Origin of the sequence: Nocardia jiangsuensis, from assembly GCF_042650385.1 — a bacterium.
GTDB lineage: Bacteria > Actinomycetota > Actinomycetes > Mycobacteriales > Mycobacteriaceae > Nocardia > Nocardia jiangsuensis.
In genome coordinates this window covers 419,926-439,099 of sequence record NZ_JBHSAX010000017.1, presented here as the reverse complement: position 1 = coordinate 439,099, position 19,174 = coordinate 419,926, and the positions used below count along the sequence as shown (strand labels likewise).

The window sequence follows — 19,174 nt, the reverse complement described above, 5'->3', positions numbered from 1 at the left end:
GATCACACATACGTTCGAACCATCGGATCGGCGGCTGCGCACCCCGGGCCTCGGTCCGGGAAGGCTCGCGATGCGCGACGACAAACCGACCGGGCACGCCGAGATCGCCGCCCTCGCTCACCAGGTGGCGACCGCGCGCGGCAAACTGCCGCTGCAGCACGACAATGCCCTGCTGGAAGTGCTGTCCGACGGCGAGGTCGCGGCCGAGCGCGAGCTGGCCGAGTGGATCCGGGCACAGCGGCGCGGGCAGCGACGGCGCGCCATGCAGGACGAACTCGACGCCGAGAAGCGAGACCGCCGCGCCGACTCCGCGCTCCGCCGGGCGGAGGATTCGGATGCGCGCTGGCACCGCAGGGCGCTGGCCGCGCGGCGGCGGGTCGCCTCGCAGGACGCCAGGATCGCGCAGCTGTACCGCAGGGCGGAGTGGTCGTCCAGGGCCCTGATCGCCGTTGTCGTGCTCGGCATGGTGTGGGCGGGGGTGAACGTCCAGCGCAACCTGGTGCCGAGCGGGGACATGTCCGACCCGCTCTACTGGCTCAGTTACGGCATCGAAGCCATGATCTCCATCCCGATCATCGTCATCATGATCGCCGCCACCACCGCCGCCCGCTGGGGCCGCGAGCTGCCGCGCGGGCGGGTGATCCTGGTCGAGCTCGCGCTGCTCGGAACCACCATCGGGCTCAATGCCGGGCCGCACCTGGCCGCCGGTGAACTCGGCCGGGCCGCGGAGTTCGCGATCGCCCCGATCATGGTCGGCGTCGTGATCTGGCTGCACTCCTGGGTCGCTGCCCGTTACGCGCAGCTCATCGACGACGCGTCGGTCGACCTGCCCATCGATTCCATGGTCGAGGCACCCGCCGCCCGCACGCAGGCTTTCGCCGAGCGGTACCCCGCGCCGCAGAGCGAGGTCGATCTCGCGGAGCTGGTGACCCGGGCGCATGCCGAGTTCGAGCAGATGGGGATCGAGCCGGCTCGTCCCGAGAGCGATCCCGTTGTTCCGGCCCCGGATCGGGCTGTGGCCCCGCCCATGCCCGCGCCGAGCGAACCGGTTGCCGCGCCGCGAGCCGGTACTCCGCCGACCGATCGCCCCGCCGCTTCGTCGACGCAGCAGATCTCGGCTGCTCCCGCGGGGGCCGGCCGATCCGAGGCGCACGACGCCGCGACTTCTCCCGCGCAGGCCGACACAGCACACGCTGTTGCCCCGCCCGCCGTTCCGCGGGCGGGCACCGCCGCGAACCCCATCGCGACCGAGCCTGATGCCCGCATCGACGTCCCGAAGACGGCCGATCCCGAACGAGCGCGGCCGCGCGGTTCCACCGCCGAGGGCGACCAGCCGACCCCGCCCCCCTCGAAGGCACATCCCGAGGCCGAGGCGGCACCGAAGCCGTCCGCCCCGCGGGAGAACGGCCAGGCGGATCGAAACGGGTCGACTCACCCGGCAGCCACCGACTCCCGTGCCGCGCAGCCGGCCGAGCCAGCACCGATCGTCGGCGAGGCAGAGCCGTCACCCGCTCCCGTCCGCGCCGAGGCCGATGCCGACGCCTCGAACCAGCCGCCTGCCGACCAGCCCACCCGCCCCGGGGAGCAGCCACCCACCCACAGCACCGCCCCCGGGGCACGGCCGGCCACCGGCAGCACCGACCCCGCCGCGACACCGGCCTCCCGAACCGACCTCGAGCAGCGCCCGCAGGCAACCCCCCGCATCCACCTCCGCGCCGTCACCGCTCCCGAACCGCCGAAGCAGGAATCCCCGCCGTTCATCGAGACGGAGACCGAACCCACCCCGCCCCCGACGGAGCCGGAGGAACTCACCTCCGCCCTCACCCCGAGCGAACCGGAACCGGCACTCCCCGACCACGACCCCGTCATGGAATCCGACGAGGCGGGCGCCTGGGCCGCCGCGAAGACCATCGTCGCCCGCGGCTGGTCCAAGGTCCCGGTCGAACAGCTCGCCGAAATCCTGGAGATGGCCGACCGCTCCCGCAGCGCCGCCAGCATCGGCGCCGAAATGGGCCTCCCCCGCTCGGTCGTCGACCAGGCCATGCAGGCGGCCCACAAGCTCAGCCGCACCTACGCAATGACCAGCTAGTACCGAAGACAAACGAAAGGGCCGCTTCCCGGAGGAAGCGGCCCTTTCTCTGACCGTGCGAAAGCAGGACCTACTTGGCCCGCTCCAGCACCTCGACCAGACGCCAGCGCTTGGTGGCGGACAGCGGACGGGTCTCCATCAGCTGCACGCGGTCGCCGACGTTCGCCAGCTCGGTCTCGTCATGCGCCTTCACCTTGGAGGTGGTGCGAATGATCTTGCCGTACAGCTTGTGCCGGTGCCGGTCTTCCAGCTCGACGACGATCGTCTTGTTCATCTTGTCCGAGACGACGTAGCCGGTCCGAACCTTGCGCGAGTTGCGCTCCTCGGTGGTCACTTCTTCGCTCATGCCGCATCTCCCTTGCCAGCGGGTCCGGTGGCCAGACCGAGCTCGCGCTCACGCATGACCGTGTAGATGCGCGCGATCTCGTGACGGACGACGCGCAGGCGACGGTTGTTGTCGAGCTGACCCGTCGCCATCTGGAAGCGCAGGTTGAACAGCTCTTCCTTCGACTCACGCAGGCGGGCGACGAGCTCGTCCTCGTTGAGCTCGCGGAGCTCTGCGGCCGGTGTTCCGGTAGCCATCAGAACTGCTCCTCCCTGGTCACGATCCTGCACTTCATGGGGAGCTTGTGCATCGCGCGGCGCAGGGCCTCGCGAGCGATCTCCTCGTTGGGGAAACTCATCTCGAACATCACGCGGCCGGGCTTGATGTTCGCGATCCACCACTCGGGCGAGCCCTTGCCGGAACCCATGCGGGTCTCGGCGGGCTTCTTGGTGAGCGGGCGATCCGGGTAGATGTTGATCCAGATCTTGCCGCCACGCTTGATGTGGCGGGTCATCGCGATACGCGCCGACTCGATCTGCCGGTTGGTGACGTAGGCCGGCTCGAGCGCCTGGATGCCGAAGTCACCGAAGGTGACGGCGGTGCCGCCCTTCGCCATTCCGCTGCGGCCCGGGTGGTGCTGCTTGCGGAACTTGACCTTGCGAGGCATCAGCATGCGTCAGCCCTCCTGAGTTTCCGCCGGAGCGTCGGCGACCGCCGTAGCGGTCGCGGCACGTCCGGCCTCGGTGCTGGTCGCGGTGGTACCGGCGGACCCGGACCGGCGCGGGCGGCTGGGCCGCTCACGACGCGGACGCTCCGGTGCGGCAGCGGCGGCGGACAGCTCGCGCTTGCCACCGACGATGTCGCCCTTGTAGATCCACACCTTCACACCGATGCGACCGAAGGTGGTCTTGGCCTCGTAGAGGCCGTAATCGATGTCGGCACGCAGCGTGTGCAGCGGCACCCGCCCCTCGCGGTAGAACTCCGAGCGCGACATCTCGGCGCCACCGAGGCGGCCCGAGCACTGCACGCGGATGCCCTTGACGTTCGGCGAACGCATGGCCGACTGAATGGCCTTGCGCATCGCGCGCCGGAACGCCACGCGGTTGGAGAGCTGCTCGGCCACGCCCTGGGCGACGAGCTGGGCATCCGATTCGGGGTTCTTGACCTCGAGGATGTTCAGCTGCACCTGCTTCTTGGTGAGCTTCTCCAGCGCGGCGCGGATGCGGTCGGCCTCGGCGCCGCGGCGGCCGATCACGATGCCCGGACGCGCGGTGTGGATGTCCACCCGGACGCGATCACGGGTGCGCTCGATCTCGACCTTCGAGATGCCCGCACGCTCCATGCCGGTCGCCAGCAGCTTGCGGATCGCGACGTCTTCCTTGACGTAATCCGAGTACTGCTTGTCGGCGTACCAGCGGGACTTCCAGTCGGTAGTGATACCGAGACGGAAGCCATGGGGATTGATTTTCTGTCCCATTTACTTGGCCCCTCCCTTCCGGCGGCCACGAGGGGCGGAAGCAAGGCTCTGCACGCTCTCGACCTCGATGGTGATGTGGCTCGTGCGCTTGCGGATCCGGAACGCGCGGCCCTGGGCCCGCGGCTGGAAACGCTTCAGCGTGGCACCCTCGTCGACGTAGGCCGTGGAGATGACCAGCGTCGCGGGGTTGAGGCCGAGATTGTTCTCGGCGTTCGCCGCGGCACTCGCCACGACCTTGGCCACCGGCTCGCTCGCGGCCTGCGGCGCGAACTTCAGGATCGCCAGTGCGTCCTCGACCCGCTTGCCGCGGACCAGGTCCACGACGCGGCGCGCCTTCATGGGGGTGACGCGGACGTGCTTCGCGGTCGCCCGTGCGGTCTGGTTCTGGGTCTCGGTGCTCGTCATCGCCGCTTGCTCTTCCGGTCGTCCTTGACGTGGCTCCTGAACGTCCTGGTCGGCGCGAACTCACCCAGCTTGTGCCCCACCATGTTCTCGGACACGAACACCGGCACATGCTTGCGGCCGTCGTGGACGGCGAAGGTGTGGCCGATGAAATCGGGGGTGATGGTGGAACGACGCGACCAGGTCTTGATGACCTGCTTCGTGCCCTTGTCGTTCTGCACGTCCACCTTGTTCTGGAGGTGGTCGTCGACGAACGGGCCCTTTTTGAGGCTGCGTGGCATTTCTTACCTCCTCCTTAGCGCTTCTTGCCGGTGCGACGGCGACGGACGATGAGCTTGTCGCTCGGGCGGTTCGGCTTGCGGGTGCGGCCTTCCGGCTGACCCCACGGCGAGACCGGGTGGCGGCCACCGGAGGTCTTGCCCTCACCACCGCCGTGCGGGTGGTCGACCGGGTTCATGACGACACCACGCACCGTGGGCCTGCGGCCCTTCCAGCGCATGCGGCCCGCCTTGCCCCAGTTGATGTTCGACTGCTCGGCGTTGCCGACCTCGCCGATGGTGGCGCGGCAGCGCACGTCGACGCGGCGGATCTCGCCCGACGGCATACGCAGGACGGCGTAGGCGCCTTCCTTACCGAGCAGCTGGATGCTGATACCGGCCGCGCGGGCCAGCTTGGCACCGCCGCCCGGCCGGAGCTCGACCGCGTGGATCGTGGTACCGGTCGGGATGCTGCGCAGCGGCAGGTTGTTGCCCGGCTTGATGTCGGCGGTCGGGCCGGACTCGATCGGGCTGCCCTGCGCGATGCCCTTGGGGGCGATGATGTAGCGCTTCTCGCCGTCCACGTAGTGCAGGAGGGCGATGTTGGCGGTCCGGTTCGGGTCGTACTCGATGTGCGCGACCTTGGCCGGGATGCCGTCCTTGTCGAGGCGACGGAAATCGATCACCCGGTAGGCGCGCTTGTGGCCGCCGCCGCGGTGCCGGGTGGTGATCCGGCCGTGCGCGTTGCGGCCACCGCTCTTGGACAGCGGACGCAGCAGCGACTTCTCCGGGGTCGAGCGGGTGATCTCGGCGAAATCCGAGACCGAGGAGCCGCGGCGACCCGGGGTGGTCGGCTTGTATTTGCGAATAGCCATGAGTTCTTCTCTACTTTCTGGATTCCCGCCCGCTTACGCGACCGGGCCTCCGAAGATCTCGATGGGCTTGCTGTCGGCCGAGAGGGTCACGAGCGCGCGCTTGGTGTTCTTGCGCTTGCCGTAACCGAAGCGAGTCCGCTTGCGCTTGCCCTGACGGTTGGCGGTGTTGACGCTGGTCACCGTGACGCCGAAGACCTTCTCGACTGCGATCTTGATCTGCGTCTTGTTGGAGTCCGGGTGCACGATGAAGGTGTAGGTGCCCTCTTCGATCAGACCGTAGGACTTCTCCGAGATGACCGGCGCCAGCAGGATGTCGCGGGGGTCGGCGATGGTGGTCACTTGCTCTCCTCCTTCGCGACAGAGCCGGGCTGAGTATTTTGGGCCGACTCCGTCGGACCGTGCACGAAGGCGTTGAGTGCCTCGACCGAGAACACCACTTCGTCGCTGTTCAGCACGTCGTAGGTGTTGAGCTGGTCCGGGGCGATCGGCAGCACGTGCTGCAGGTTCGCCACGCTCTTCCACGCGGCGACGTCCTCGCGACCGACGACGACCAGGAACTTCTTCCGCTCCGAGAGCTCGGCGAGGAAGGTCTTCGCGGCCTTGGTGGACGGGGCCTGCCCGGCCACCAGTTCGGTGATCACGTGGATGCGCTCGTTGCGCGCCCGATCGGAGAGGGCGCTGCGCAGGGCGGCGGCCTTCATCTTCTTCGGGGTGCGCTGGCTGTAGTCGCGCGGCTGCGGGCCGTGCACGACGCCACCGCCGGCGAACTGCGGCGCGCGGGTCGAGCCCTGACGGGCGCGGCCGGTGCCCTTCTGCCGGTACGGCTTCTTGCCACCGCCGCGGACCTCGCCGCGGGTCTTGGTGGCGTGCGTGCCCTGGCGGGCCGCCGCGAGCTGGGCGTTCACCACCTGGTGCATCAGCGCGATGTTGGCGGGGACGTCGAAGATCTCGGCGGGGAGATCGACGGTCCCGTTGGTCTTGCCGCCGAGCTCCTTCACGTCCAGCGTCAAGGAAGCGGACTTCTTCGCTGTGTCGACTTTTCCAGTGTCCACGCTCATGCGTGCGCACCACCCTTCACGGCACTCTTGACGATCACGACGCCGCCCTTGCGACCCGGGATCGCGCCCTTGATCAGCAGCAGGCCGTTCTCCGCGTCCACCTTGTGCACCGAGAGGTTCTGGGTGGTCACGCGGTCGTTGCCCATCCGGCCCGACATCCGCATGCCCTTGAAGACGCGGCCCGGGGTGGCGCAGCCACCGATCGAGCCGGGGCGCCGGTGCACCGCCTGGGCACCGTGCGAGGCGCCCTGGCCGCTGAAGCCGTGCCGCTTCATGGTGCCGGCGAAGCCCTTGCCCTTGCTGGTGCCGGTGACGTCGACGTAGCTGCCCTCTTCGAAGGCCTCGGCGCTGATCTCCTGGCCAACCGAGAAGGTGGAGGCATCGGCGACGCGGATCTCGGCGACGTGGCGGCGCGGGGTAACGCCCGCCTTCGCGAACTGGCCGGAGGTCGGCTTGTTCACCTTCCGCGGGTCGATGGCGCCGAAGGCGACCTGGACGGCGCTGTAGCCGTCGCGCTCGACCGTGCGGATCTGGGTCACGACGTTCGGGCCTGCCTTGACGACGGTCACCGGGACGACGCGGTTCTTCTCGTCGAACACCTGCGTCATGCCGAGCTTGGTGCCGAGGATGCCTGCGGCAGGCCGATTCTTGTTGTCAGTCATGTCTGCGGTCCCCGTCACTGGATATTGACGTCGACGCTGGCCGGCAGATCGATGCGCATGAGCGCGTCGACCGTCTTCGGCGTCGGGTCGAGGATGTCGATCAGACGCTTGTGCGTACGCATCTCGAAGTGCTCGCGCGAGTCCTTGTACTTGTGCGGCGAACGAATGACGCAGTACACGTTCTTCTCGGTCGGCAACGGCACCGGGCCGACCACGCGGGCCCCGGTGCGGGTCACCGTCTCGACGATCTTGCGCGCGGACGCGTCGATCGCCTCGTGGTCATAGGCCTTCAGCCTGATGCGGATCTTTTGTCCCGCCACGCTAAGTGTCCTTTTCTCCGCTTTCCTTCGTGGTTACGGAAGCCGGGCTTCCGCACCACCTCGATTTGCACAGCCCGAACACACGAAAGACGCCTCAGAGAGAGACCACGACCGGAGACGTTCCCGGTCACTCGCCGCTGTTCATCTGTCATGGTTCTCCGGTCCACGCGGTCGGGCGTGTCGCCATTCCGCTCATTCTTCGGCCCCGGATCGAAAGCTCATCACGGCCTCGGAACGACGTCCCGGACGCACCCACACCGGTCTCCCGATGAGATGCACGAGGTCCTGCTCGCCTCACCCGGGGCGCCACGAGGGCACGAGCCGGTGCAAGGCAACCCGAACAGTATGCACGAGGGACGGGAGCGACTTCAAATCGCCCCGGTTCCCCCTTCGGCGCACCAGAACTTACTACGCAGTAAGATAACGCGCATGACCAACCTGACCACCACCTACCGCGGGTGGAAGAAGCTCCCCGACAACCGGGTCGGGCACGCGCTGTTCTCGCTGGGGATGGTGGCGCGGGTGCCGTACTTCGGCACGGTGCTGCCGACGGTGGTGCGGCTCGAGCCCGGGGTGTGCGAGGTGACCTCGCCCAAGTGGTTCGGGATCAGGAACCACATCGGCACCTTCCACGCCATCGCCGCGTGCAACCTCGCCGAGGTGGCGATGGGGATGCTGAGCGAGGCCACGGTGCCGACGACGCACCGCTGGATTCCCAAGGCGATGACGGTCGAGTACCTGGCCAAGGCGGAGACCGGGCTGCGGGCCGTCGCCGAGCTGACCTCCGTGCCGGATTTCGCGGCGATCACCGAGGGGGCCGAGGTCGTGGTGCCGGTCTCGATCTACGACGCGAACGGCGTCGAGGTGGTGCACGCCGACATCACCACCTGGGTGACGCCGCGCTGATCGGACAGTGTGACCGAGACCCGGTTGCCCGGCTCGGGGCGCACCGGATTGAATGCCAGGTATGAGCACCGAGGTCGACATCTGCGTGGTCGGGCTCGGGCCGACCGGGCGGGCGCTCGCGCACCGCGCGGTCGCGGCGGGGTTCCGGGTGACGGCGATCGACCCGCGGCCGGAGCGGCTGTGGCCGCCCACCTTCTCCTGCTGGATCGATGAGCTGCCGGAGTGGCTGCCGCGGAGCGTGATCGCGGTGCGGATCGAGGCGCCGACGGTGTGGACCGCCGCCGAGCACCGGATCGAGCGGCCGTACTGCGTGCTCTCCAAGCCGGGGCTGCGGGACGCGCTGCCGCTGGACGGGGCGACGGTGCTGGCCGGCCGGGCCACCTCCGTGTCCGCGCACGAGGTGACGCTGGGCGACGGCACGGTGGTGCGGGCGGGCACGGTCTTCGACAGCCGCGGACTGCCCGCGCTCGGCCGGCGCCGGGCAGCCAGCGCGCACGGAATCTTCGTCGACGCCGAGACCGCGGCGCCCATGGTCGCCGACGGCGAGGGGCTGCTGCTGGACTGGCGGCCGGAGAACGGCGCGGGGCCGGACGAGCCGCCGTCCTTCCTCTACGCCGTCCCGCTGGGCGACGGCACCGTGATCTTCGAGGAGACCAGCCTTGGGCTGCGCGGCGGGATGCCACAGCACGAGCTGCGCCGCCGCACGCTGAATCGCCTGGCCGCGCATGGGATCCGGCTCACCGGGGACGAGCCGAGCGAGGCGGCGCACTACCCGCTCGATCAGCCGCCCCCGAAACGCGGCGTGGCGCAGGCGGTTCCGTTCGGCTCGCGGGGCGGGATGATGCACCCGTGCACCGGGTACAGCGTGGCCGATTCGCTCGCGCTCGTCGACACCGCGGTCGAGGCGGTGCGGCGCGGGGCCGACCCGGTCGCCGCGCTCTGGCCCTGGCGGGCCCGGCTGGTCTACTGGATGCGCGAGCGCGGGCTCCGGGGGCTCGGGCGCTTGACCACCGACCAGTCGATCGCCATGTTCGAGTCCTTCTTCACCCAGAACGAGCGCGGCCAGCGCGCCCTGCTCTCCGCCCACGACGACTACACCGCCCTCGGCGCCGTCCTCTTCGACACCGTCGCGCACACCTGGCCCTTCCGCTGGCGCTACGACCTGGTCGGCTGGACCAATCGGAACCGCTGGCTGGACTACGCATTCAGCCCTCCCGATCGAGTCCGGAAGGGCTGAACACTACGTCCGATCAGGCTGGAAGCCCGTCACCCCGATCACGATCGACGTCGACGCCCCCGCCTCTCCCGACTGGTAGACGGCTTCTTCGAGGTGAGTCGACATCAGCATCAGCCAACTCGGCCAGGGGGTACTCGAGCCACCCGGCTTACCCGCGTAACCCGCCAAGCGGACGTAATAGTCGAGCAGTTCCTGATCCGTCATGCTGAAGATCAACGGCGGTTCGACACGCATTTCACCGTCCACCGTGCTCGCCAATCGGCCGGCTTCGCTTCTCTCGATCCGGAGGCCCAGCTCCCCTCCCGCGCGAATGACGGAATCGACAAGGTCTTCGATGCTCGGGAGTTCAGGCTTTCCCACGGCATCCTCCTCCGGGGAAGGCGGTGACGATTCCATTCCTGTCGTTGACGATCACGGTCGGCTGAGCTGTCTTGACGATCCCCCCGTGGCGTGATTGACCAGGTAGATCTGACCTGTGAAGCGCATCTTGCCCGCACCGTGCGAACCCTGCCGATCGGGGGCGTCGTGGGCCTTGGTCATCGCCATGTCAGCGATGTCCCGCCAGTTGCGGTTCTCGATCACCGCGAGGCTCTCCCATTCGCCCATGTGTTTGGCCTGAATGTGCCGGAAGCCGAAATCGGCGGTGCCACAGAGCAATTTCCATTTGCCGAAGGTCGTCACGACCTTGTCGGCAGGCGAGCTCGACCCGCATGCCCCCCACGGGAACGAGGCGTTGGCGGAGATCGACGGATGCGCGAATCCGATTTTCCTACATCAGATTCGACGCGTTCGGTGCCGGGCGAGGTTCCCTCGCGGACGCATCAGGAGCCGGGAACGATCAATCCGCGGGGGTGACATCGGTGCCGAAGTACTTCTCGGAGATGGTCCGGAGGGTGCTGTCGGCGCGGAGTTCGGCGAGTGCGCGGCCGACCTCGCGGGCGAGGGGATCGTGTCGGCGGGTGACGAGGGTGTAGGCGGGGGTGTAGTCCGGGTAGGGGGTGGCGGTCAGGGTGTCGTCGCGGGTGCGGGTGCGGTAGTCGGCGACGACCAGACTGTCGGCGGGGACGACGTCGGCGCGGCCGTCCCGGAGCAGCCGGACGGCGTCGTCGAAGGTGCGCGCCTCGACGACGGTCGCGCCGAGATCTTCCGGCCGCAGCTCGGGCCAGTCGCTCGGGTTCCAGCGCACGGCGGTGCGGCCGCGCAGTCGGGCCGGATCGGCGACGGGTTCGCTGCCGGGGCGGGTGAGGAACACCCGGCCTCCGGTGGCGTAGATCCCGGCCGAGCCCAGTTGCTCGGAGATCCGCAGTGAGGTCTCGACGTGGCTGGCGATCAGGTCGAAGGCGCCGCTCGCCAGCCCGTCGAAGAGTCCGTGTCGCAGCCATGCCCGGGTGAACTCGACCCGCCTGCCCAGCCGGGCGCCGAGCGCCTCGGCCACCTCGATGTCGTAGCCGGTGAACGCGCCGCCGGGGCCGACATCGGAGAAGGGCGGGTAGGTGCCCTCGGTCCCGGCCCGCAGCACGGACGGGTCGGGACTGTCGGCGCACCCGGCGACCAGCGCCGTGCCGAGGACGGCGAGCGCGGTCCGCCGACGCACGGCGTCAGCGGCCGGTTTCGGCTGCCCGCTGGTACCCGCGCACCGCCGGGTAGGCGAAGACCGCGATCAGGCCGACGGTCCAGAGGACGGTCTTCAGCAGCGGCTCGGCTACCGGGCCACCGTAGGAGAGGCCGCGCATGGCCTCGATGGCACAGCTCATGGGCTGGTGCTCCACGGTGCTCTGCAGCCAGGTGGGGTAGGCGAAGACCGGGACGAAGCCGGAGTTGAAGAACATCAGCAGGGTGTTCACGATGCCGATGATGTTCACCAGCATGACGCCCTCGGAGATGGTGGCCAGTGCGGTCACCAGCACCGCGAAGCCCATGCCGTAGAGCACCGGGATGCCGATCAGCCCGAGCGCGGCGAGCGGGCCCTGCTCGAAGCGGAAGCCGAGGGTGAGCCCGACCCCGAGGACGAAGATCGTGGTCACCAGCACGCGCAGCGCCTCGGCGAGCAGCCGGCCGGTGAGCCCGGCGGCGCGGTGCACCGGCATGGTCCAGAACCGGCCGAGCAGCCCGCTGGCCTTCTCCGCCTTGAAGCCCAGCGCGCTCACCACCGAGCCGGTCATGGCCGCGATCAGGGTGAGCATGGCGACCTGGCCGTAGATGCTCGGCATGCCGGTGGCGCGGGAGATCGAATCGCCGAGCACCACCTTGAACATGAGCAGCGTGAGCGCCGGGTAGATCAGGGTCTGGATGGTGGTGCCCGGATCGCGGGCCCAGACCAGCAGCAGCCGCTTGCACTGCAGCAGGCTGTGCGCGGCCCAGCTGCGCACCGAACTCTCCGCGGCGGGGCTGGTCTCCGGCAGCGGGCTGCCGTGCCAGCTGATCTCCCGCTGCACTTTCTCGACCGTACTCATGACCGCCTCACACTCGCCCAGACCGCCAGCGGAATGAACACAAGGAATCCACCGATCAGCCAGATCAGCGGCACCCACAGGACCTGCCAGGTCACGCCGTCCTTCGCCATGTCGCCGAGCGCGAAGGAGAACTGTGAGATCGGCTGGTTGCGGACGAAGGGCCGGATCCAGGCCGGGAAGCTCCCCTCCGGCACGAAGCCGCAGGAGAGCATGCCGAAGATGATGGTGGGCAGGGTGAGCGCCTGGCTCAGCGACTCCGGGCTCTTGGTCAGGCTGCCCAGCGCGTCCGCGCCGATGGCGAGCATGGTGCCGACCGCGAGCGAGAAGCCGCAGAACAGCACCGACTGGCCCCAGCCCGCGCTGAACCGGAACCCGATCAGGTGCCCGAAGACCAGCGCGGCCGTCAGCGAGCAGCTGGAGCGCACGATGCCCGCGCAGATCCGCGAGGTGAGCGGGACCAGCTTCCCGATCGGCATGCTCTGCAACCTGGTGCTCAGCCCGGTGAGCGCCTCGAAGGCGGCGAGCTGGGCATTGGACATCATGGTGAAGGCCATGGTCTGCAGCACGATGATCGGCATCACGAACTGCGCGTAGTCGATGCCCTGGAACTGCATGACGTAGCGCAGCGGCAGGTAGAAGCCGAGCGTGAAGACCAGCGGGGTGAGCATGGCGACGATCAGCTCGCCCTTGCTGACCATCACCCAGATCACCCGGCCGGTGAGCGCGCGCCACTGCGCGAAGGAGTTCGGCTTGGCCTCCGGCAGCTCCGCGAAGAGCGCGGCGCCCGGCGCGGCGGTGGCCGTCACGGCGTCCCGCCCGCGTGGCCGGTGATGCTCAGGAAGACGTCGTCCAGCGAGGGGCGGCGCAGCGCGATGTCGGCGAGCTGGATCCCGGCGGCGTCCAGCCTGCGCACCGCCTCGGCGAGCGTGCTCGCGCCGCCGGGGGCCGGGATGGAGAGCCGGTCGTGCCCGGCCACGTCGGCGCGGACCGCATCGGGGACCAGGTCGCCGAGGGCGGCGACGGCGAGGTCGATGCGCTTGGGGTCGAGCGGGACGATCTCGCACCAGCTGCCGCCGGTGCGCTCCTTGAGCTGGTCGGCGGTGCCCTCGGCGATCACGGTGCCGTGGTCGATGACGATGATGTTGTCGCTGAGGACGTCGGCCTCCTCCAGGTACTGCGTGGTCAGCAGCACGGTGATGCCCTGCTCCTTGAGCGCGGTGACCAGCTCCCAGACGCCCTGGCGGCTGCGCGGGTCGAGGCCGGTGGTCGGCTCGTCCAGGAAGACCACCTCGGGGCGGACGACGAGGCCGCAGGCGATGTCGACCCGCCTGCGCATGCCGCCGGAGTAGTGCCGCACCGCGCGGCGGCCCGCGGCCACCAGGTCGAACTCCTCGAGCAGGCTGTCCGCGCGCTTGCGGGCGGCGGATTTGGTCAGCCCCATGAGCCTGCCGAAGAGCTCGAGATTCTCCCGGCCGGAGAGGTTCTCGTCCAGCGCGGCGTACTGGCCGGTCATCATGATCGAGCGGCGCACGCCCGCCGGGTCGCGCAGCACGTCGTGCCCGGCGACGATCGCGGTGCCCGAGTCCGGGCGCAGCAGGGTGGCCAGGATCTTGACGGTCGTGGTCTTGCCCGCGCCGTTCGGGCCGAGGATGCCGAGCACCTTGCCGCGCTCGGCCCGGAAGCCGATGCCCTGGAGGGCGTGGACGTCGCCGAAGGACTTCCGGACGTCGGTCACCGAGACCGCGGCCTCGCGGACCTCCCTGGAAGTCGTTTCGCGCACGGGCGCCTCCACTACATTCGGACTCGGCATCAACTCTCCACTATCGGCGGGTGCGGCGGGGGTGGCGCCGGCACGTACGAGAACGTCCCGGGCTGATGATCCTCCGCGTCGGGCGCGATGTTACCGGCCGCATTTCCGGATGGTGCGCGGTCACTCGGTACCCAATCGTGCACGATTGAAGTGTGGTATTCATCACAGGGCAGGACTGCGACGCCGGTCACGTCGGCGCGCGGTCCCGCACCCGACCGGACGTCCTTGTCCGGCACCGCATCACCCACATACCCTGCTGTTCGGGGGGCCGGAATCGCCGGCAGAGCAGGGTGGGCACACCGATTTCGAAAGGGTGACCATGGTTGAGTCCGCGCAGCCGATGATGGCGGCGCTCCCGGGAGGACCGGACCGACCGAACATCGTGACCATCCGCGATCCGCGCACCGACGAGACCGTCGGCGACTACGCGATCATGGGCGCACGGGATGTCGAACACGCGGTGCGCGCCGCGAAACGCGCCGAGAAATGGTGGGCGGGAATGACTTTCGCCGCCCGAAAACGGATCCTGCTCGCCTGGAAACGGTTGATCGCGCGACGCGCGGGCGAGCTCGTCGAGCTGCTCAGCGCCGAGACCGGCAAGCCGGAGGCCGATGCCGCCATCGAGGTCATGCTCGCTGTGCAGAACCTGGACTGGGCGGCGCGCAACGCCGCGCGGGCGCTCGGCCGCCGGAACCTGCGCTCCACCTGGCTCAGCCGCAATCAGCACGCCTCGGTCGGCTACCTGCCGCTCGGCGTGGTCGGGGTGCTCGGCGCCTGGAACAACCCGGTCTTCACCCCGATGGGGTCGATCGCCTACGCCATGGCGGCGGGCAACGCGGTGGTGTTCAAGCCGCACGAGCTGACCACCGGCGTCGGCGTCTGGCTGGCACGGAGCTGGGCCGAGATCGAGCCGGACCAGCCGGTGCTGCAGGCGGTCACCGGCGACGACCGCACCGGCGTCGCGCTCTGCCGGGCCGCGGTCGACAAGATCGCCTACGCCGGCTCCGAACAGGGCGCCCGCGCGGTGATCGCGGAGTGCTCCCGCTCGCTCACCCCGGTGGTGGTGGAGCGCAGCGGCAAGGGCTCGATGGTGGTGCACGTGGACGCCCGGCTGCGGGACGCGGCGCAGGCGGCCGTCTTCGGGGCCATGTCGAACGCCGGGCAGAACGTCACCGGGATCCAGCGCGCCTACGTGCCCGCCTCGATCTACGAGCCGTTCCTCGACCTGGTGGCCGAGCAGGCCACCGCGCTGCGGCCCGGCGCCGACCGGCGCGCCTCGTACGGCCCGATGATCCTGGAGCCGCAGATCGAGGTGGTGCGCAAGCAGGTGCGGGACGCACTGGCCCGCGGCGGCCGCGCGGTGGTCGGCGGGCTGGACTCGATCCGGGAGCCGTACATCGAGCCGATCGTGCTCACCGAGGTGCCGGAGGACAGCATCGCGGTCACCGGCGAGGGCATCGGCCCGGTGCTCATCGTGAACAAGGTGGCCGATATCGACGAGGCGGCGGAGCGGATCAACGCCGCGAGCAACGGCATCGCGGTCTCGGTCTTCACCAGGGACGTCGCCGAGGTGGCCGCCTTCGCGGAGAAGCTGCGGGTCGGGGTGGTGACCATCAACTCGTCCTCGGCCTACGCCGGGATCCCGGCGCTGCCGTTCGGCGGGGTCGGCGAGTACGGGCAGGGGCACAGCCACGGCGTGCAGGGGCTGCAGGAGTTCAGCCGGACGCTCGCCATCGCGCGCAAGCGCTATCGGGTGCAGGTGCACCTCTCCACCTTCCACCGGCACCGGCGGCACCTGCGCGCGGCCCGGGTCATGTTCGGGCTGCGGCACGGCCGCCCGGGCTGAGGGCTCGCGGCGACGGCCGAGGGGTGCGGCCGCCCCGCGGGGCGGCGGCTCGGCTCAGGGCTCGGCGGGCGGCACGCGCTGCTCGCCGAGCAGCACCGCGAGCATGAGCGCGTGCACCCGGGCCAGCTGCTCGGGGCGGCTGTCGAAGCGGATCAGCCTGCCGACGTCGATCACCTGGCCGAGCGCGGTGTGCACCCGGAACCTGGCCTCGATCGGGTCGCCGTCGAGCAGGTTCGCCCACTCCAGCACGTTCTGTCGCTGGATGGCGCGCAGCTTGTGCTGCTCGGCCTGCGGCAGGTTGCTGAACTCGGCGTAGTAGACCGGCATGATCTCCGGCATGGTGAAGGTGAGCCTGGCGTAGCGCGCGGCGATCCGGCGCACCGCGTCCGGGCGGTCGGTGGCCTCGGCCAGCGCCTCGGTGAGCGCGATGGCGACCCGGTCGCCGGTGCGGTAGAAGGCGGCGGCGAGCAGGTCGGCCTTGCTGCTGAAGTAGCGGTAGACGCTGGAGGCGTTGATTCCGACGGCGGCGCCGATCTCCTCGATGCTGGCCTCGTGGTAGCCCTGCCTGCCGAAGATCCGGATCGCCTCGGTGAGCAGTTGTTCGCGTTTCGAGGTGACCGGGAGGCCGCGCACGGACGGCCCCGGATCGGGCTGCTCGGGGGCGGGTGGCAGCTCCGCGCGCAGCACCGCCCAGCACATGCCGGTGAGCAGCGGGAGCAGCCGGGTGCCCGAGAGCGCGGTGCGGTGCGCGGAGATGCTGGCGACCACGCTGAGCACCGAGGCGGCCAGCACGGCGACGTCGGCATCGCTCGCCGCCGGCCGCAGCGCGCCGATCGGCTCGGCGAGGGTGGCGTTCAGGTCGTCGTAGACGCGCCGGATCCGCACCCGGTCGTCGCGCTCCAGGTAGCGCCGCTCCCAGCGGTACAGCCCGGCCTCGCGGCGGATCTCGATGGTGTGCTCGGCGATGCCGCGGATCAGCTTGTCCAGCCGTTGCGGCGGGTCGGCGGCGGGATCGTCGGCGGCGCGGGCCACCTCCAGCAGGGCGCGCGCGCCCTCCTCGGCGGCCGCGACCAGCAGCGCGTACTTGTTCGTGAAGTGCCGGTAGAGCGCGGGCCCGGAGATGCCGACCTCGGCCGCGATCTCGTCGACGCCGACCGGGTAGTAGCCGCGCTCGCTGAAGGCGCGGGCGGCGGCGCGGATGATCTGGACCTTGCGGTCCTTCGGGCGGCGGCGCACCGGCTGGCCGGAATCGGGCCGCGCGGTGGCGAGACCGGCCTCGCTGCGATCCGCGACCATACACCTCTCCGTTCCCTCCGGCGCGCCATCTGTTGACAGCGCCGGACCAGTCAACCTAAGTTAACCACAATTCGCAAAGTTAACCATCATTCATAACCCGGTGCCCGCCGAACTTCCTACCAGGAGACCGACATGAGCAATCCCGATTCCGTCGAGACGGCGGCTCCGGCCGGATTCTCGGCCGTGCGCGACGGCACCATTCTGCGCGTCACGATCACGAAGCCCAAGCGCAAGAACGCGATCGACTTCGACACCATGGTGGCGCTCGGGGACACCTTCGTCGCCGCCGCCGCCGACCGCTCGGTGCGCGCGATCGTGCTGACCGGCGAGGGTGGCGACTTCTGCACCGGCGCCGACCTCTCGGCCTCCGGCGCCGAGGCGCAGCGCGGGATCACCCCGGATCAGGTGATGGATGCCGCGAACCGGCTGGTGCGGGCGATCGTCGCGGTGCCGGTGCCGGTGATCGTGCGGATCAGGGGCGCGGCGGCCGGTGTCGGGGTCGGGGTCGCGCTCGCCGCCGACCTGGTCTACGCGAGTGATGATTCCTACCTGCTGCTCGCCTTCATCAATATCGGGCTGATGCCGGACGGCGGCGCGGCGGCGCTGGTCGCCGCCGCCGCCGGCCGCCCGCTCGCCGCCAAGCTGGCGCTGCTCGGCGAGCGGCTGCCCGCCCGCGAGGCGCACGCGGCCGGGCTCTTCACCGAGGTGCTCGCCGACGCCGAGCTGGACGCGGCGGTCGAGGCCGCGGCGGCGAAGCTCGCCGCCGGGCCGCGGCGGGCGCTCGAGCTCACCAAGCAGGCGCTGAACGCCGCGACGCTGACCGCGCTGGAGGTTACGCTGGCCGCGGAGAAGTCCGGGCAGATCGAGCTGCTGCAGTCGGCGGACTTCGTCGAGGGAGCGACGGCCATGCTGACCAAGCGGAAGCCGGTCTTCGCGGACTGAAGCGGGTCATGCCGACGGGCTCCTGCGCGCCATGTCCGCGGAGATGCAGCAGGACGCCGGGCCGGCCCGCGAGCGGCTGTACGCCGTGCTCGCGGCGGCGCCGACCGGCCCTGCTGCCGGAACAGCGAGCGCCCCGGCTGCCGCTGCGGCCGGGGCGCTCACCGGGTGCCGCTTACAGCCCGAGGCCGTGGGCGAGGGTCGGCCAGGACGCGGGCAGCTCGTCGCGCCAGTAGCCCCAGGAGTGGGTGCCGTCCGGGCGGAAGTTGACCGTGGCCGGGATGTCGAGATCCTTCAGCTTGGCCGCCAGATTGTGCGTGCAGTAGTTGGTGCCCGCCTCGATGACGCCGCCGACCACGATCTGGTTGGCCAGCCCCGTCGAACCGGGGAGGGCGTACGGCCCGTCCAGGGTGTCGTGCCTGCCGGGCAGGCCGTTGCCGGTGGAGATGTACAGCTCGGTGCCGCGCAGCCGCTCGGCGTTCACGTACGGGTCGTTGGCGACCCACTCCGGGCCGCCCTCCGGGCCCCACATGTTGTCGGGGTCGCCACCGCCCCACACCTCGACGGTGAGCCGGACGAACTCCGAGCCGACCGGGTCACTGGTCATGGCGCAGCCGCTGTAGGCGGCGGCGGCCTTGTACAGCCCCGGCTTGGCGATCGGCAGCGCGAGCACCGTGGTGCCCGAGGTGGAGAGCCCGGCGATGGCGTTCGTGCCGTTGGTGCCGAGCGCGCCGTCGACCAGCGGGGGCAGCTCCTCGGTGAAGAAGGTCTTCCACTTGTTGCGGCCGAGCACCGGGTCGTCGGCGATCCAGTCGGTGTAGTAGCTCCACTTGCCGCCGATGGGCTGGATGACGTTCACGTTCTTGTCCGAGAGGAACTGCAGCGCGTCGGTCTTGGCCTGCCAGGAGGCGTCGTCCTCGCCGCCGCCCGCGCCGTTGAGCAGGTACAGCGTCGGGCGCGGCTCCGAGGTGTCGGCCGGCCGCTGCACATCGATCAGGATGTTCTCGTCCATGGCGGCGGAGTACACGTGCAGCCGCAGGCTGCGGGCATCCTTGTACTCGGCCTTGACGATCTTGGAGCCGTTCGGCGCGACCGGGTTACCGAGCAGGGCCTTCTGATCCATGATCGGGTCGGCCGTCGCCGTCGATGTGCCGAGACCGGACAGCAGGCCACCGAGCACCGCCGTCGTCGCGATCATCACTGCCGCGCGGGTACCGCGGCG

General features: G+C 70.0%; 24 protein-coding genes. 5 read left to right on the top strand and 19 right to left on the bottom strand.

Going from position 1 to position 19,174, the window contains the following annotated elements; translation table 11 throughout:
• Window positions 1–70: 70 nt before the first annotated feature.
• Window positions 71–2,089, top strand: a complete 2,019-nt coding sequence (locus ACFO0B_RS21250; protein WP_378614271.1) for a hypothetical protein — start codon at window positions 71–73, stop codon at window positions 2,087–2,089.
• Between the two features lie 70 nt (window positions 2,090–2,159).
• Here ACFO0B_RS21250 and rpsQ read toward each other — a convergent pair whose 3' ends face one another.
• Genes rpsQ through rpsJ form a run of 11 tightly spaced genes read right to left on the bottom strand, consistent with a single transcriptional unit; the run spans window position 2,160 to window position 7,465 of the window.
• Window positions 2,160–2,435, bottom strand: a complete 276-nt coding sequence (gene rpsQ, locus ACFO0B_RS21245; RefSeq protein ID WP_378614270.1) for a 30S ribosomal protein S17 — start codon at window positions 2,433–2,435, stop codon at window positions 2,160–2,162.
• Window positions 2,432–2,671, bottom strand: a complete 240-nt coding sequence (gene rpmC / locus ACFO0B_RS21240; RefSeq protein WP_378614269.1) for a 50S ribosomal protein L29 — start codon at window positions 2,669–2,671, stop codon at window positions 2,432–2,434. Before rpmC ends, rpsQ begins: the two co-directional genes overlap by 4 nt.
• The gene (gene rplP / locus ACFO0B_RS21235; RefSeq protein WP_233016002.1) at window positions 2,671–3,087 is read right to left on the bottom strand and encodes a 50S ribosomal protein L16; all 417 of its coding nucleotides are present in this window, start codon (window positions 3,085–3,087) and stop codon (window positions 2,671–2,673) included. The genes rpmC and rplP overlap by 1 nt, the downstream gene beginning before the upstream one ends.
• 3 nt (window positions 3,088–3,090) lie before the next feature.
• A complete protein-coding gene (rpsC, locus tag ACFO0B_RS21230; RefSeq protein ID WP_067646941.1) occupies window positions 3,091–3,891 on the bottom strand; it encodes a 30S ribosomal protein S3 in 801 nt (266 codons plus the stop codon).
• The gene (gene rplV / locus ACFO0B_RS21225) at window positions 3,892–4,296 is read right to left on the bottom strand and encodes a 50S ribosomal protein L22 (protein WP_378614267.1); all 405 of its coding nucleotides are present in this window, start codon (window positions 4,294–4,296) and stop codon (window positions 3,892–3,894) included.
• Window positions 4,293–4,574 (bottom strand): 30S ribosomal protein S19, encoded by a 282-nt coding sequence (rpsS, locus tag ACFO0B_RS21220; protein ID WP_067646950.1) that lies wholly within the window; start codon window positions 4,572–4,574, stop codon window positions 4,293–4,295. Before rpsS ends, rplV begins: the two co-directional genes overlap by 4 nt.
• Before the next feature lie 14 nt (window positions 4,575–4,588).
• Complete coding sequence (gene rplB, locus ACFO0B_RS21215) at window positions 4,589–5,425, bottom strand: 50S ribosomal protein L2 (RefSeq protein WP_378614266.1); 837 nt, start codon at window positions 5,423–5,425, stop codon at window positions 4,589–4,591.
• Window positions 5,426–5,458: 33 nt separating this feature from the next.
• Window positions 5,459–5,764, bottom strand: a complete 306-nt coding sequence (rplW, locus tag ACFO0B_RS21210) for a 50S ribosomal protein L23 (protein ID WP_233015998.1) — start codon at window positions 5,762–5,764, stop codon at window positions 5,459–5,461.
• Window positions 5,761–6,483 carry a 50S ribosomal protein L4 gene (gene rplD / locus ACFO0B_RS21205; protein WP_378614265.1) on the bottom strand — a complete coding sequence of 241 codons (723 nt, stop codon included), beginning with the start codon at window positions 6,481–6,483 and terminating at the stop codon, window positions 5,761–5,763. Before rplD ends, rplW begins: the two co-directional genes overlap by 4 nt.
• On the bottom strand, window positions 6,480–7,145 hold the full coding sequence (gene rplC, locus ACFO0B_RS21200) for a 50S ribosomal protein L3 (RefSeq protein WP_378614264.1): 666 nt from the start codon (window positions 7,143–7,145) through the stop codon (window positions 6,480–6,482). Before rplC ends, rplD begins: the two co-directional genes overlap by 4 nt.
• A gap of 14 nt (window positions 7,146–7,159) precedes the next feature.
• Window positions 7,160–7,465: a 30S ribosomal protein S10 gene (rpsJ, locus tag ACFO0B_RS21195; RefSeq protein WP_003938093.1), complete on the bottom strand. Its 306-nt coding sequence runs from the start codon at window positions 7,463–7,465 to the stop codon at window positions 7,160–7,162.
• A gap of 429 nt (window positions 7,466–7,894) precedes the next feature.
• Here rpsJ and ACFO0B_RS21190 point away from each other — a divergent pair, with 429 nt between their 5' ends.
• Both ACFO0B_RS21190 and ACFO0B_RS21185 read left to right on the top strand, forming a co-directional pair.
• Entirely contained in the window at window positions 7,895–8,371 is a 477-nt protein-coding gene (locus ACFO0B_RS21190; RefSeq protein ID WP_378614263.1) for a hotdog fold domain-containing protein, read from the top strand.
• 61 nt (window positions 8,372–8,432) lie between these two features.
• Window positions 8,433–9,608: a lycopene cyclase family protein gene (locus tag ACFO0B_RS21185; RefSeq protein ID WP_378614262.1), complete on the top strand. Its 1,176-nt coding sequence runs from the start codon at window positions 8,433–8,435 to the stop codon at window positions 9,606–9,608.
• Window positions 9,609–9,611: 3 nt separating this feature from the next.
• On the opposite strand, the gene ACFO0B_RS21180 is transcribed toward ACFO0B_RS21185, so the two are convergent.
• The 6 genes from ACFO0B_RS21180 to ACFO0B_RS21155 form a co-directional block, all read right to left on the bottom strand.
• The gene (locus ACFO0B_RS21180; RefSeq protein WP_378614260.1) at window positions 9,612–9,968 is read right to left on the bottom strand and encodes a hypothetical protein; all 357 of its coding nucleotides are present in this window, start codon (window positions 9,966–9,968) and stop codon (window positions 9,612–9,614) included.
• Between the two features lie 51 nt (window positions 9,969–10,019).
• Entirely contained in the window at window positions 10,020–10,289 is a 270-nt protein-coding gene (locus tag ACFO0B_RS21175) for a hypothetical protein (RefSeq protein ID WP_378614259.1), read from the bottom strand.
• A gap of 157 nt (window positions 10,290–10,446) precedes the next feature.
• The gene (locus ACFO0B_RS21170) at window positions 10,447–11,202 is read right to left on the bottom strand and encodes a transporter substrate-binding domain-containing protein (RefSeq protein WP_378614258.1); all 756 of its coding nucleotides are present in this window, start codon (window positions 11,200–11,202) and stop codon (window positions 10,447–10,449) included.
• 4 nt (window positions 11,203–11,206) lie between these two features.
• Window positions 11,207–12,061, bottom strand: a complete 855-nt coding sequence (locus tag ACFO0B_RS21165) for an ABC transporter permease (RefSeq protein WP_378614257.1) — start codon at window positions 12,059–12,061, stop codon at window positions 11,207–11,209.
• On the bottom strand, window positions 12,058–12,867 hold the full coding sequence (locus ACFO0B_RS21160; RefSeq protein ID WP_378614256.1) for an ABC transporter permease: 810 nt from the start codon (window positions 12,865–12,867) through the stop codon (window positions 12,058–12,060). The genes ACFO0B_RS21165 and ACFO0B_RS21160 overlap by 4 nt, the downstream gene beginning before the upstream one ends.
• The gene (locus tag ACFO0B_RS21155; RefSeq protein ID WP_378614255.1) at window positions 12,864–13,871 is read right to left on the bottom strand and encodes an ATP-binding cassette domain-containing protein; all 1,008 of its coding nucleotides are present in this window, start codon (window positions 13,869–13,871) and stop codon (window positions 12,864–12,866) included. The genes ACFO0B_RS21160 and ACFO0B_RS21155 overlap by 4 nt, the downstream gene beginning before the upstream one ends.
• A gap of 319 nt (window positions 13,872–14,190) precedes the next feature.
• Here ACFO0B_RS21155 and ACFO0B_RS21150 point away from each other — a divergent pair, with 319 nt between their 5' ends.
• A complete protein-coding gene (locus ACFO0B_RS21150) occupies window positions 14,191–15,717 on the top strand; it encodes an aldehyde dehydrogenase family protein (protein ID WP_378614254.1) in 1,527 nt (508 codons plus the stop codon).
• Between the two features lie 54 nt (window positions 15,718–15,771).
• Here ACFO0B_RS21150 and ACFO0B_RS21145 read toward each other — a convergent pair whose 3' ends face one another.
• A complete protein-coding gene (locus ACFO0B_RS21145) occupies window positions 15,772–17,013 on the bottom strand; it encodes a TetR/AcrR family transcriptional regulator (protein ID WP_378614253.1) in 1,242 nt (413 codons plus the stop codon).
• Between the two features lie 132 nt (window positions 17,014–17,145).
• On the opposite strand from ACFO0B_RS21145, the gene ACFO0B_RS21140 reads away from it, so the two are divergent.
• Window positions 17,146–17,955: an enoyl-CoA hydratase-related protein gene (locus ACFO0B_RS21140; RefSeq protein WP_378614252.1), complete on the top strand. Its 810-nt coding sequence runs from the start codon at window positions 17,146–17,148 to the stop codon at window positions 17,953–17,955.
• Between the two features lie 172 nt (window positions 17,956–18,127).
• Here the strand turns inward: ACFO0B_RS21140 and ACFO0B_RS21135 are convergent, their stop codons facing one another.
• On the bottom strand, window positions 18,128–19,150 hold the full coding sequence (locus ACFO0B_RS21135; protein ID WP_378614575.1) for an alpha/beta hydrolase: 1,023 nt from the start codon (window positions 19,148–19,150) through the stop codon (window positions 18,128–18,130).
• Between the last annotated feature and the right edge of the window lie 24 nt (window positions 19,151–19,174).

Coding starts and splice junctions, on each gene's coding strand:
- rplD (WP_378614265.1), bottom strand. CDS start 6,483: ATGAGCGTGGACACTGGAAAAGTCGACACAGCGAAGAAGTCCGCTTCC.
- rpsS (WP_067646950.1), bottom strand. CDS start 4,574: ATGCCACGCAGCCTCAAAAAGGGCCCGTTCGTCGACGACCACCTCCAG.
- rplB (WP_378614266.1), bottom strand. CDS start 5,425: ATGGCTATTCGCAAATACAAGCCGACCACCCCGGGTCGCCGCGGCTCC.
- rpmC (WP_378614269.1), bottom strand. CDS start 2,671: ATGGCTACCGGAACACCGGCCGCAGAGCTCCGCGAGCTCAACGAGGAC.
- ACFO0B_RS21165 (WP_378614257.1), bottom strand. CDS start 12,061: ATGAGTACGGTCGAGAAAGTGCAGCGGGAGATCAGCTGGCACGGCAGC.
- rplV (WP_378614267.1), bottom strand. CDS start 4,296: ATGACGAGCACCGAGACCCAGAACCAGACCGCACGGGCGACCGCGAAG.
- ACFO0B_RS21250 (WP_378614271.1), top strand. CDS start 71: ATGCGCGACGACAAACCGACCGGGCACGCCGAGATCGCCGCCCTCGCT.
- rplC (WP_378614264.1), bottom strand. CDS start 7,145: ATGACTGACAACAAGAATCGGCCTGCCGCAGGCATCCTCGGCACCAAG.
- rplP (WP_233016002.1), bottom strand. CDS start 3,087: ATGCTGATGCCTCGCAAGGTCAAGTTCCGCAAGCAGCACCACCCGGGC.
- ACFO0B_RS21155 (WP_378614255.1), bottom strand. CDS start 13,871: ATGCCGAGTCCGAATGTAGTGGAGGCGCCCGTGCGCGAAACGACTTCC.
- ACFO0B_RS21150 (WP_378614254.1), top strand. CDS start 14,191: ATGGTTGAGTCCGCGCAGCCGATGATGGCGGCGCTCCCGGGAGGACCG.
- ACFO0B_RS21135 (WP_378614575.1), bottom strand. CDS start 19,150: ATGATCGCGACGACGGCGGTGCTCGGTGGCCTGCTGTCCGGTCTCGGC.
- rpsQ (WP_378614270.1), bottom strand. CDS start 2,435: ATGAGCGAAGAAGTGACCACCGAGGAGCGCAACTCGCGCAAGGTTCGG.
- ACFO0B_RS21185 (WP_378614262.1), top strand. CDS start 8,433: ATGAGCACCGAGGTCGACATCTGCGTGGTCGGGCTCGGGCCGACCGGG.
- ACFO0B_RS21145 (WP_378614253.1), bottom strand. CDS start 17,013: ATGGTCGCGGATCGCAGCGAGGCCGGTCTCGCCACCGCGCGGCCCGAT.
- ACFO0B_RS21190 (WP_378614263.1), top strand. CDS start 7,895: ATGACCAACCTGACCACCACCTACCGCGGGTGGAAGAAGCTCCCCGAC.
- rpsC (WP_067646941.1), bottom strand. CDS start 3,891: ATGGGACAGAAAATCAATCCCCATGGCTTCCGTCTCGGTATCACTACC.
- ACFO0B_RS21140 (WP_378614252.1), top strand. CDS start 17,146: ATGAGCAATCCCGATTCCGTCGAGACGGCGGCTCCGGCCGGATTCTCG.